At 74.6% G+C, this 12,145-nt stretch carries 10 protein-coding genes and 1 pseudogene; 7 read left to right on the top strand and 4 right to left on the bottom strand.

Annotated features, from left to right (window positions below):
- Nucleotides 1-367 (bottom strand): annotated as a pseudogene (locus DVA66_RS10455) (hypothetical protein); the annotation flags it as partial.
- 107 nt (nt 368-474) lie between these two features.
- Here DVA66_RS10455 and fdhD point away from each other — a divergent pair.
- Nucleotides 475-1,314 carry a formate dehydrogenase accessory sulfurtransferase FdhD gene (gene fdhD, locus DVA66_RS10450; RefSeq protein WP_114560035.1) on the top strand — a complete coding sequence of 280 codons (840 nt, stop codon included), beginning with the start codon at nt 475-477 and terminating at the stop codon, nt 1,312-1,314.
- Between the two features lie 333 nt (nt 1,315-1,647).
- The gene (locus DVA66_RS10445; RefSeq protein ID WP_114560034.1) at nt 1,648-3,153 is read left to right on the top strand and encodes an HNH endonuclease signature motif containing protein; all 1,506 of its coding nucleotides are present in this window, start codon (nt 1,648-1,650) and stop codon (nt 3,151-3,153) included.
- 53 nt (nt 3,154-3,206) lie between these two features.
- Here the strand turns inward: DVA66_RS10445 and DVA66_RS10440 are convergent, their stop codons facing one another.
- On the bottom strand, nt 3,207-4,022 hold the full coding sequence (locus tag DVA66_RS10440; protein ID WP_114560033.1) for a hypothetical protein: 816 nt from the start codon (nt 4,020-4,022) through the stop codon (nt 3,207-3,209).
- Between the two features lie 97 nt (nt 4,023-4,119).
- Entirely contained in the window at nt 4,120-5,883 is a 1,764-nt protein-coding gene (locus DVA66_RS10435; RefSeq protein ID WP_198671651.1) for an acetyl/propionyl/methylcrotonyl-CoA carboxylase subunit alpha, read from the bottom strand.
- 127 nt (nt 5,884-6,010) lie between these two features.
- Between DVA66_RS10435 and DVA66_RS10430 the strand changes: the two genes are divergently transcribed.
- The 5 genes from DVA66_RS10430 (at nt 6,011) to DVA66_RS10410 (ending at nt 11,777) form a co-directional block, all read left to right on the top strand.
- Nucleotides 6,011-6,790: a dioxygenase family protein gene (locus tag DVA66_RS10430; RefSeq protein ID WP_232821886.1), complete on the top strand. Its 780-nt coding sequence runs from the start codon at nt 6,011-6,013 to the stop codon at nt 6,788-6,790.
- A 150-nt stretch (nt 6,791-6,940) separates the two neighbouring features.
- Entirely contained in the window at nt 6,941-8,125 is a 1,185-nt protein-coding gene (locus tag DVA66_RS10425) for an acyl-CoA dehydrogenase family protein (RefSeq protein WP_332872865.1), read from the top strand.
- A 47-nt stretch (nt 8,126-8,172) separates the two neighbouring features.
- Nucleotides 8,173-9,678, top strand: coding sequence for an acyl-CoA carboxylase subunit beta (locus DVA66_RS10420; RefSeq protein WP_232821885.1), 1,506 nt, complete (start codon nt 8,173-8,175; stop codon nt 9,676-9,678).
- A 159-nt stretch (nt 9,679-9,837) separates the two neighbouring features.
- Complete coding sequence (locus tag DVA66_RS10415; protein WP_114560031.1) at nt 9,838-10,362, top strand: O-acetyl-ADP-ribose deacetylase; 525 nt, start codon at nt 9,838-9,840, stop codon at nt 10,360-10,362.
- Nucleotides 10,359-11,777, top strand: coding sequence for a serine hydrolase domain-containing protein (locus tag DVA66_RS10410; protein ID WP_114560030.1), 1,419 nt, complete (start codon nt 10,359-10,361; stop codon nt 11,775-11,777). Before DVA66_RS10415 ends, DVA66_RS10410 begins: the two co-directional genes overlap by 4 nt.
- A 51-nt stretch (nt 11,778-11,828) precedes the next feature.
- Here the strand turns inward: DVA66_RS10410 and DVA66_RS10405 are convergent, their stop codons facing one another.
- The gene (locus tag DVA66_RS10405; RefSeq protein WP_198671650.1) at nt 11,829-11,972 is read right to left on the bottom strand and encodes a CGNR zinc finger domain-containing protein; all 144 of its coding nucleotides are present in this window, start codon (nt 11,970-11,972) and stop codon (nt 11,829-11,831) included.
- Nucleotides 11,973-12,145 lie beyond the last annotated feature (173 nt).

The raw sequence follows: 12,145 nt of genomic DNA, 5'->3' as shown, positions 1-12,145 counted from the left end.
CGCAGACCGCCAGGCCGGCCGCGGCGGCTCCGAGCGCGGCCTGCAGCGGCACCCGGTCGGCCAGCGCCCCGGCCACCCGGGGCGCGGCGGCCGCCAATCCGGCGCTGACGCCGATCCGGGTCACCCACCAGCCGACCCGTCGGTCGACCGGCAGGTCGGACCACCGCGGTGAGGCCGGGGTGACGTCTCCGAGGGCGCGGTCGCGCAGGGCGTCCAGCACCCGGGCCGGGAACCGGGCGGTGGGCGGCGGTTCCTCGTCCAGACCCAGCCACCGCGAGGGGTCGCGCAGGACCTGGTCGACCATCCCGCAGTAGACGCCGAGGGCGTGCGCCAGTTTCTCGTCCGACACCACGGGGTCACCGGGCACGGGCCAACCTCTCTTCCTGAGCACGAACCGTCGGCCCAGTCCTACCCGCCGGGAGGGGCAGCCCACCGTCCTCGGGCTCCGGGTGGCGTGTTTGGCAGGATGGACGGATGGTGCGGGCGACGACGAGACGGCGGGTCCGGCGGCTGGGCCTGGACGGCACGGACCGCTCCGGCCCGGACACCCTGGCCGGCGAGCAGCCGCTGGAGATCGCGCTGTCGGGGGAGCCGTGGGTGGTCACCATGCGCACCCCGGGCCACGACTTCGACCTCGTGCTCGGGCTGCTGCACGCCGAGGGGATCGTGGTGGACGCCGCCGAGGTGGCGACGATGAGCTACCGCGGCGGCGTGGACCCCGACGGCAGCCGCAGCTTCAACCACCTGGACGCCCGGCTGGCGCCCGGTGTGCGGCGTCCGGCCTCGACCGAGCGGGCGGTGTACACCTCGAGCTCGTGCGGGGCCTGCGGGACGGCGTCGATGGAGGCCGTCACCAAGCTGTCCCGCTTCGATGTCGCCGCCGACCCGGTCAGCGCGCCGCTGGCGGAGGTGCTCGGCTGGACCGACCGGCTGCGGGAGGCCCAGCAGATGTTCGACCGCACCGGCGGGGTGCACGCGGCCGGGCTGTTCCGGATCGGGTCGGACGGGTCGTCGGAGCTGCTCTGCGTGCGCGAGGACGTCGGCCGGCACAACGCGGTGGACAAGATCATCGGCTGGGCGCTGCGGGAGGGGATGCTGCCGCTCAACGGGTGCGCGTTGCAGCTCTCGGGCCGGGTGTCGTTCGAGCTGGTGCAGAAGGCGCACCTGGCGGGCATCCCGCTCGTCGCGGCCGTCTCCGCGCCCTCGTCGCTGGCCGTCGAGCACGCCGAGGAGTCCGGGGTGACGGTGGTCGGCTTCTCGCGCGGGCGCTCCTGCAACGTCTACAGCCGCCCCGAGCGGATCACGACCGGCTGAGCCTTCCGGCCCCCTGGCCAGCCCCGCCCGCCACGTCCGCTGACCCGGCAGTGACGTGCGCCGCCACGCTGATCGCACGCCGCGTCAGGCCACCACCGGGTTCGGCCGCAGCGCGCCGGACGGCACCGCGACCGGCCGCGGCCCACGACGCAGCGAACGCTGCGCGGAGCCCACGTCTGTGCTGCCCGGCGACCGCGCCTGGGTGGCTGCGGTGGATCTCCGGCTCGCGGTGGAGCGCGCACGCCCAGCGAGCCAGAGATGGAGCATGAGGCCGCGATAGCGAGATGGCCCGGAGGTCTTGGATTCGAACAAAAGAGCGAATAAGATGGTGCCATGGCGACGCAGCCGCTCCATGGCGCCGTCCCGGGGACGATGGCCGAGGCCCTGGGAGCGCTGGAGCGTGCGCTCGACGTGGTCGAGCGGGCAGTGGCGCAGGGTGTCGGGGCGAGCGACGACGAGGCGCTGCTGGACGCGCTGAGGCGTGTCGAGCGGGTGCGCAACCGGCTTCCGGTGCTCGACCACCCGGTGCTGGCCGAGGTCGACCGGCGGGAGCTGCCCCAGCGGCTGTGCCGGGGGACGACCCGGCGCTTCCTCGCGGGTCTGCTCCGCCTGTCGCCGGCCGAGGCGGCCCGCCGGGCCCGGGCGGCGGAGGTGCTGGCCCCGCGGACGACCCTCCTGGGTGAGGCCCAGCCGCCGGTGCGTCCGGTGCTGGCGGCGGCCCAGAGCGGCGGCGAGGTCTCGCCCGAGCAGGTGGAGGTCGTGCTGCAGGCTGTCGGGTCGGTGGACGGCCGAGGGTTCGCGGCCGCTGACGTGGCGGCGGCGGAGGAGCTGCTCAGCGGGTTCGCCGCCACCTTCGCCCCGCAGGACCTGCGCCGCCTGGCGGCCAGGACGGTCGAGGCGATCGACCCCGACGGCACCGTCCCGCCCGACGAGCTGGTGCACGACCGTCGGCTGCTCCACCTGCGGCAGGCACAGGACGGCTCGTGGCGGGGCGAGCTGAGGTTGACGGCCACAGCGGGGGCCAAGCTGTTGACCGTGCTGCGACCGCTCGCGACGGACCGCAGCCGGCGAACGGGCGCAGCGGACGACGAACCGCTTCCCGACGAGCGCAGCCACCCGCAGCGGATGCACGACGCTCTCGAGGAGTGCTGCGACCTGCTGCTGCGTGCCGACACGCTGCCCGCGTCCGGCGGGGTGCCGGCGACGGTGATCGCCACCATCGACCACGAGAAGCTGCTCGCCGGCACCGGTGTGGCCGAGCTGGCCGGCGGCGGCACCATCTCCACCCGCGAGCTGCTCCGGCTGGCCGGTCAGGCCGACGTGCTACCGGCGGTGCTGACCGCCTCCGGCGCCGTGCTCGAGCTCGGCCGCTCCCGCCGGATCGCCAGCCCGGGCCAGACGATGGCCCTCATCGCCCGCGACGGCGGCTGCTCCTTCCCCGGCTGCGACCGCGCACCGCAGTGGTGCGAGCGCCACCACGTGATCGCCTGGGTCGACGGCGGGGCGACCGACCTGGACAACCTCACGCTGCTCTGCGGCTACCACCACCGCCACTTCCTCGAGCGCGGCTGGTCCTGCCGGGTGCGCGGCGGGGTGCCGGAGTGGGTGCCGCCCCGCTGGATCGACCCCGCTCGACGGCCGCTGGTGCACCACCGGGTCCTCAGTCGTCGACGGCAACCACCACGACCTGCCCCGGGGGCGTCGACGGCCGGACCACTGATCCGGCTCGGCCAGACCCCACCACGCACGGCAGCGACCGGCTTCCAGCTGCAGGGCTCGCCCGCGACGACGCTCGAAGAGCCGGCGCTGGCCGGAGTGGGAAGGAGCCGGTCGCCGTGAACGCCGAACGAGCTCGGGACCAGAGAGCCCCCGGGGGGACCTGGGGCGGGAGATCAGTCGAAGAGGTCGCCGAACATCTCGCCGATGCCGTCGCCGATGCCCTCGAAGCCCTCGCCGACGCCCTCGAACATCTCGCCCATGCCCTCGCCCATCCCGGCCATCCCGGCGCCGATGCCGCCGAAGATGTTGCCGGCGCCGCCGAACAGCAGCGAGCCGATCAGCACACCCGACAGCAGGTCGCTGCCGCGCCAGGAGCTGTAGTAGCCCTGGGCCCACGGCGCGTAGGCCGGGCCGCCCTCCCAGTAGGGCACCCGCTGGGCTCCGCGCTGGACGGTGCGGATGTAGGGGTCGGCGCCGGCCAGCACGCGCTCGGCGTCGGCCGGGCAGGCCGGCACCTCACGGGCGGTGCCACCGGCGGGGGCCCACTCCACGTTCTGCGAGGACGGGCCGTGGGCGGGGTTGAAGAAGCACGGCGGACGCTTCTGCGGCAACGGCTCACCGGCCAGCCGGGCCTTCACGCAGGCGATCGCGTAGCGCCCGTCCTCGAGGATCTCGGTGACGTGGCGGATCTCGTCGGGCCTGGTCACCGCGTCCAGGGACGTCTTGGAGTCGTCGTAGGCGTCCAGGGCGCGGGAGTAGTCCTGCTGCATCGGCTCGTCGAGCGCGTGACCGGCGACGTCGGAGTCGAGACGCTGCAGCTCCTCGCCGAACTTGGTCACGTCCTCCTCGGCGGCGCGCTTGGAGACCGACAGCTGGTTCTCCAGCTCGGCCTGCTCGGCGCGCTCCTTCTGACGTGCCGAGTGGCGGGCGGCGAAGAGCCCTCCACCGATCAGCACGCCGAAGACGAGCATCAGGACCAGGTATTCCATGCGCTCCATCCTCCCCGACGACCCAAGCGGCAGGTCACGGACCCGGCGATTCTCAGCAGATCATCAGTCGCAGTCGTCGACTCGGCGACCGCAGGGCTCAGCCCGCGTCGCGGATCTCGCAGATCACCGAGCCGTTGGTCACCGTCGCCCCCAGCTCCGCGCTCAACCCGTGCACCACGCCGGGCCGGTGGGCCAGCAGCGGCTGCTCCATCTTCATCGCCTCCAGCACCACCACGGTGTCACCCTCGGCCACGGTGTCGCCGTCGGCCACCGCCACCTTGACGATGGTGCCCTGCATCGGGGCGGTCAGCGCCTCGGTCGGGGCGGCCTGGGTGGAGGAGGCGGTCCGGGCGCGGCGTGCGGGCTTGGCCTGACGGGCGGGGGCCGCCGCGGCGCCGAGCGTGGCCGGCACCTTGACCTCGACCCGCTTGCCGTTGACCTCGATGACCACGGTGGTCGTCTCCGGCGCCTCCGGCTGCTCGCCCGCCGTGCCCGACCAGGGCTCGATGGTGTTGGCGAACTCGGTCTCGATCCAGCGGGTGTGCACGGCGAAGACGCCCTCGGCGGCGGTGAAGGCCGGGTCCTCGAGGACGGCGCGGTGGAACGGCAGCACGCTCGGCATGCCCTCCAGCCGCATCTCGGCCAGCGCGCGTCGCGACCGGGCCAGCGCCTGCTCGCGGTCGCGACCGGTGACGACCACCTTGGCCACCAGCGAGTCGAAGCTGCCCGGCACCGTCATCCCGGTGCGGTAGCCCTCGTCCACCCGGACGCCCGGACCCGACGGCGGCAGCCACTCGGTCAGCGTCCCCGGCGCCGGCATGAACCCGCGGCCGGCGTCCTCGGCGTTGAGCCGGAACTCGATGGAGTGCCCGCGGGCCACCGGGTCGTCGTAGCCGAGCGCCTCGCCGTCGGCGATCCGGAACTGCTCGCGCACCAGGTCCAGCCCGGTGACCTCCTCCGAGACCGGGTGCTCGACCTGCAGCCGGGTGTTGACCTCGAGGAAGGAGATGGTGCCGTCGGTGCCGACGAGGAACTCGCAGGTGCCCGCACCCACGTAGCCCGCCTCGCGCAGGATCGCCTTGGACGAGGTGTAGAGCCGCTCGACCTGCTCCTCGCTGAGGAACGGCGCCGGGGCCTCCTCGACCAGCTTCTGGTGCCGCCGCTGCAGCGAGCAGTCCCGGGTGGAGACGACGACCACGTTGCCGTGGGCGTCGGCCAGGCACTGGGTCTCGACGTGGCGCGGCTGGTCCAGGTAGCGCTCGACGAAGCACTCGCCGCGGCCGAACGCGGTGACGGCCTCGCGCACCGCGGAGTCGAACAGGTCGGCGACCTCGGAGCGCTCGCGGGCCACCTTGAGCCCGCGTCCGCCGCCGCCGTAGGCCGCCTTGATGGCGATCGGCAGGCCGTGGGTGTCGACGAAGGCGAGCACCTCATCGGCGTCGGCGACCGGGTCGGGGGTGCCGGGCACCAGCGGGGCGCCGACCTTCTCGGCGATGTGGCGGGCTTTGACCTTGTCCCCGAGGGCGTCGATGGCCGCCGGCGGGGGACCGATCCAGACCAGCCCGGCCTCGATCACGGCCGAGGCGAACCCGGCGTTCTCGGCCAGGAACCCGTAGCCCGGGTGGACGGCGTCGGCGCCGGAGCGCTCGGCGACCGAGAGCAGCTTGGCGATGTCGAGGTAGGACTCGGCCGGCGTGCTGCCGTCGAGGGCGTAGGCCTCGTCGGCCAGCCGCACGAACAGGGCGTCGGCGTCGGCGTCGGCGTAGACGGCCACGCTGCGCAGCCCGGCGTCCGCAGCCGCCCGGATGATCCGCACCGCGATCTCGCCGCGGTTCGCGACGAGCACCTTGCTGATCGGCACCTGGGACTCCTCACCTCGGTTCACCCGCACCGACTCCGTGCGGGGCGACCGGCAGTCTAAGGGGTGGGGCTCCCCGGTTGACCAGCAGCACTAGTTGAGGATTCAACTAACGGCGTACGCTGGGCGCATGACCACCAGTCCCATGCCGGTCCTCTACCTCAGCCACGGCGCGCCGCCGCTCGCCGACGACAGCCGCTGGACCGCCGAGCTCGCCGCCTGGTCGCGCGAGCTGCCCCGGCCGCGGCAGGTGCTCATCGTCTCCGCGCACTGGGAGCAGGCGCCGCTGACGATGTCCTCCACCCGCGGGGCCGAGCTCACCTACGACTTCTGGGGCTTCCCGCGGCGCTACTACGAGGTGCGCTACGACGCGCCCACCGCACCCGGGCTGGCCGCGGAGGTGTCGGCGCTGCTGGGCGGCGTCGACGTCCGCGTGGACCAGGAGCGCGGGCTCGACCACGGCGCGTACGTCCCGCTCAAGGAGATGTTCCCCGCCGCCGACATCCCCGTGCAGCAGCTGTCGATGCCCACCCTCGACCCCGCTGCGCTGTTCGAGCTGGGGCGGGCGCTGGCGCCGCTGCGCGACCAGGGGACGCTGGTCGTCGGGTCGGGGTTCACCACCCACAACCTCTCCTGGGTCGACCCCCGTCAGCCCGCCTCCGCCCCGCCGCCCTCGGTGTCGGCGGAGTTCGACGACTGGGCCCGCCAGGCCGTCGAGGGTGGCGACGTCGACACGCTGCTCGACTTCGCCCACCGGGCGCCCGCCCCCGGCCTGGCCCACCCGACCACCGAGCACCTGGCCCCGCTGTTCGTCGCGATGGGCGCGGCCAGCAGCACCGGGACTCCGGCCGGCCGGACCGCGGTCGACGGGTTCTGGTACGGCATGTCCAAGCGCTCCTGGACGTTCTGAGCCGCCCGACCGGCCTCCGCCCACCCGACGGCGGAGGTCGGCTAGCGTGACCTGCGCCACGTCGCGGTCCGGCGCCATCCCTGCCGGCAGCCGCGACCGGCACCAGGTCCGGCCCACCGGCCGGGCGCGATCGACGACGATCGGAGCGACGTGGACGAGCTCGACTGGATGACCGACGACCACCGCGAGCTGCGCCGGGTGGTGGCCGACTTCGCCGCGCGGGAGGTCGGCCCGCACGCCGCCCGCTGGGACGCCGAGCACCGCATCCCCGCCGCGGTGCTCACCGCGCTCGGCGACCTCGGCGTGTTCGCCCTGGGCGGGCCGGAGGAGTTCGGCGGGATCGGCGACTTCACCGGCCTGTGCATCGCGATCGAGGAGCTGGGACGCCACGACCAGTCCCTGGGCATCACCGTCGAGGCGGCGGTGGGGCTCGGGATCAACCCGGTCGCCACCTTCGGCACCCGCGAGCAGCAGGAGCGCTGGCTGCCCGGGCTGATGACCGGACGGGCCCTGGCCGCCTTCGGCCTGACCGAGCCCGAGGCCGGCTCCGACGCCGCCGCCACCCGCACCCGGGCCGACCTCGTCGACGGGCGGTGGGTGCTCAACGGGAGCAAGCAGTTCATCACCAACTCCGGGCACGAGCTGACCCGGTTGGTCACCGTGACCGCGCGCACCGGCGTCCGCGACGACGGGCGTCCGGAGGTGTCGACCATCCTGGTGCCCGCCGGCACCCCGGGGCTGACCGTCGAGCCCGCCTACGCCAAGCTCGGCTGGCACGCCAGCGACACCCACCCGGTGACCCTGGTCGACGTGTCCGTGCCGGCGGCGAACCTGCTGGGCGAGCGGGGCCGCGGGTTCGCCCAGTTCCTCGCCGTCCTCGACGACGGCCGGGTCGCGATCGCCGCACTCGCGCTGGGCTGCCTGCGGGCTTGCCGCGACCTGGCCGCCGGCTACGCCCGCGAGCGGACCAGCTTCGGAGCACCGATCGGCAGCCGGCAGGGGATCGCCTTCCAGGTCGCTGACCTCGACGCCTGGTGCCGGGCCGCGCACCTGCTGGTCTACTCCGCCGCCGCGATGAAGGACGCCGCCGCGCGGGGCGAGCATGTCCCGGCCGGCGCCTACGCCCGGGCCGCCGCGGTCGCGAAGCTGCAGGTGACGGAGTGGGCGGTCGCCGCCACCCGGGTCGCCACCCAGGTGTTCGGCGGCTACGGCTTCATGGAGGAGTACCCGGTGGCCCGCCTCTACCGCGACGCCAAGGTGCTGGAGATCGGGGAGGGGACCTCGGAGGTGCAACGGATGGTGCTGGCCCGCGGCCTGGGGCTGCTGCAGCGATGAGAAGCAGCGACCGACCCGTTCCAGGAGATGACTCAGCGCGTGAGCGGGTGCGGGCGGCCGACGAAGCCGCCCGGGTGCCGACCGAGCAGGCGGCGGCGAAGCTGGCCGCCCAGCACAAGCTGTCCGCCCGGGAGCGGGTCGACCTGCTGCTGGACGAGGGCAGCTTCGTCGAGGACGGCCGGCTGGCGCACGCGCTGGAGCCGGGCTACCCCGCCGACGGGGTGGTCACCGGCCGCGGGCTGGTGGACGGGCGTGCGGTGCTGGTGGTGGCCAACGACCCCTCGGTGAAGGCCGGCTCCTGGGGTGCACGCACCGCGGAGAAGATGGTGCGGGTCACCGAGGTGGCGCTGCGCGACGAGCTGCCGGTGTTCTGGCTGATCGACTCCGCTGGCGCCCGGATCACCGAGCAGGTCGACATCTTCCCCGGACGCCGCGGCGCGGGCCGGATCTTCCGCAACCAGGTCGCGCTGTCCGGGCGCGTCCCGCAGGTGTGCTGCCTGTTCGGGCCGTCCGCGGCAGGCGGGGCCTACATCCCGTCCTTCTGCGACGTCGTCATCATGGTCGAGCAGAACGCCTCGATGTACCTCGGCTCGCCCCGGATGGCCGAGATGGTGGTGGGGGAGCGGGTCAGCCTGGCCGAGATGGGTGGGGCGCGGATGCACGCGGAGGTGTCGGGCTGCGGCGACCAGCTGGCCGTGGACGACGCCGACGCGATCGCCCAGGCGCGGGAGTGGTTTTCCTACTTCCCCCGCTGCTGGCGGGAGGAGCCGCCGGTGCAGGAGCCGGTGCCACCGTCCCGCCGGCTCACCGACGACACGGTGCCGGTGGAGGAGTCGCGGGGCTACGACATCCGCACCGTCGTCGACGGGGTCCTCGACGCCGACTCCTTCTTCGAGGTGAAACCGCTGTTCGCTCCCGAGCTGGTGGTCGGGCTCGGGCTGCTCGACGGGCACCCGGTCGGGGTGGTGGCCAACCAGCCGGCGGTCAAGGGCGGGGTGCTGTTCGTCGACTCCGCCGACAAGGCGGCCCGCTTCATCTGGCTCTGCGACGCCTTCAACATCCCGCTGCTGTTCCTCGCCGACGTGCCGGGCTTCATGATCGGCTCGGCGGTGGAGCGGCAGGGGATCATCCGGCACGGCGCGAAGATGGTCACCGCGGTGGCCGAGGCGACCGTGCCGAAGATCTCGGTGGTCGTCCGCAAGGCCTACGGCGCCGGGCTGTACGCCATGTGCGGGCCGGGCTTCGACCCCGACGCCTGTCTGGCCCTGCCGACCGCCCGGATAGCGGTGATGGGTCCCGAGGCGGCGGTGAACGCGGTCTACGCCAACCGGATCAACGCGCTGACCGACGAGACGGAGCGGACGGCGCTGGTCGCCGACCTGCGAGCCGCCTACGAGGCCGACATCGACGTCCTGCGGCTGGCGGCAGACCTCGTCATCGACGCCGTGGTCGAGCCGGCCGACCTGCGCACCGAGCTGGTCGCCCGGTTCGCCGCGGCCGCCACCCGCGAGCGCCGCTTCACCGAGCGCCGGCACGGGGTGCCGCCGGTCTGACCGGGATCCTGCTCCAGGGTGGGGATGCGGACGGTCGCGTGCCCGCGTGCTGCCTGGACGCACGTCGGGTGGGCGGGTGACGGTGGAGCGAGATCCCGGTGGCCCGCGTGCTGCCGGGGCGGCACGAGGGGGATCCGGCGGCGTCGGTAGCGTCAGGGCATGACCGAGATCGAGCTGGTCGAGGGCGACATCACCCAGTTCCGGGCGGACGCGGTGGTCAACGCCGCCAACTCCTCCCTGCTGGGCGGCGGTGGCGTGGACGGCGCCATCCACCGGGCCGGCGGACCGAGCATCCTCGCCGAGTGCCGGCGGCTGCGCGAGACGACGCTGCCCGACGGGCTGCCGACCGGGCAGGCGGTCGCCACCACCGCCGGCGACCTGCCGGCGCGCTGGGTCATCCACACCGTCGGGCCGGTGTGGGCGAGGACGATCGACCACAGCGACCAGCTGGCCTCCTGCTACCGCGAGTCGCTGCGGGTGGCTGACCAGCTCGGCGCCCAGACGGTGGCCTTCCCCGCGATCAGCGCCGGCATCTACGGCTGGCCGATGGACGACGCCGCCCGGGTCGCGGTCGGCACCGTCGCCGCGGCGAGCACCGATGTCACCACGGTGACCTTCGTGCTCCGGGGCAGTCAGGCGCTGGCGGCCTTCGAGTCGGCGCTGGCCGACATCGGTCCGGCATGACCCCCCGGACCGACGCCGACGGCCTGCAGCGCCGGCTCGACGACGCACTGGAGCGCGCCCGCACCGCGGCCGACGTCCCGGGCGCCTCGGTGGCGGTCGCCGTCGGGGACCGGACGGTGCTCGCCACCTCCGGGGTGGTCAGCACCCGCACGCAGGTGCCGGTGGCGACCGATGCGCTCTTCCAGATCCAGTCGATCACCAAGGTGCTCACCGCGACGCTGGTCCTGCAGCTGGTCGACGAGGGACTGGTCGGGCTCGACGACCCGGTGCAGCGCCACCTGCCCGAGTTCCGCACGGCCGACCCCGGCGCCAGCACCCGGATCACCGTGCGGCACCTGCTCACCCACACCGGCGGCTTCGAGGGCGACCTCTGGGCGCCCACCACCGCCGGCCCGGACGCCCTCGACCGGTTCGTCCGCGACCTGGTGCCGACCGCGGCCCAGCACAGCGAGCCGGGCACCCGGTTCTCCTACTGCAACGCCGGCTTCGGCACCCTCGGCCGCCTGGTCGAGGTGCACCGCGACCTCGACTACGAGCACGCCCTGCGCCGCCACCTCACCGACCCGCTCGGCGTCGAGGAGATCGCCTTCTCCGCCAACCAGGCCGTCGCCTCCCGCACCGCCACCGGGCACATCCGCCCGACCCCGGAGGAGCCGCTGCGCCCGACCCGGGAGTGGGCCCTGCTACCACCGTCCAACCCGGCGGCGGGCAACCAGCTGGCGCTGTCGGCCCGCGGGCTGCTCGCCGTGGGCCGGTTGTTCCTCACCCGGGGCCGGGCCGCCGACGGCACCCGGCTGCTGTCGGAGGCGTCGGCGGCCGCGATGCTCGAGCCCCAGCTCGCGCAGCGGCCCGGCCTCGCCCCGCCGACCACCCTGCAGGGTCTCGGCTGGTACCTGGTCGCGCCCGGTGTGGCCGAGCACGGTGGGGGGATGCCCGGCGTGGCCAGCGTCCTGCGGGTCGTCCCGGAGGCCGGGGTGGCGGTGGCGGGGCTGACCAACGCCGACGCCGGGCAGGCGCTCCTCGAGGACCTGCTCGGGTCACTCCACGAGGAGCTCGTCGGACCGCTGCCGGACCAGCCGACGCCGTCCCGCACTCCGCCGACCGACGCCCACGTGGACGGCTGCACCGGCCGCTACGCCACCCGTCAGTCCGTTGTCACCGTCACCCGCGAGGACGGCCGGCTCTGGCTCACCGACGAGCCGCGGCACGAGCGGCTCGCCATCGCCGAGGCCGCCGGGGTGGCCGACCGGACCACCCGCCGCGAGCTCCGGCCGCTCGAGGCGGGTCTGTGCGCGGTGCTCGACGACGACGGCCGGCCCACCGGCACGGTGTCGTTCCTCGACCCCGACGCCGCCGGCCGCTACCGCTTCCTCGCCACCCACCGGATCGCGCCGAGAACCGCCTCGCCCACCTGACACCCCGGCCGCGCCAGGTCCGCCCGACGTCCCCAGCACGCCCGGCCCGGGTCAACCGACCTGCGACCCCGTCGCGTCGCCGCGGCGGCGCTGCATCTTGATGTGGTTGCCGCAGCCGGCCATCGAGCACCAGCGCCGGACCTGGTTGCGCGAGGCGTCGTCGAACGCCCACCGGCAGCTGTCGCGGGCGCACACGTTGAGCCGCTGCCAGGTGTGGTCGATGAGGCACGACGAGCACGACAGCAGAGCGCGCGGGACGGGAGGGGGCTACGGCCCGGTCCCCACGCTGGACGGCGGCGACGGCGCGGGGCCGCCGGCAGCGGCGCGGCGCACGGGCGGGCCCGGTCCGGGGCGGGGCTCAGCCGGCG

Source organism: Desertihabitans aurantiacus, from assembly GCF_003344635.1.
In the GTDB taxonomy this organism is placed as follows: Bacteria; Actinomycetota; Actinomycetes; order Propionibacteriales; family Propionibacteriaceae; genus Desertihabitans; species Desertihabitans aurantiacus.
This window is presented reverse-complemented; position numbering and strand designations above follow the sequence as displayed.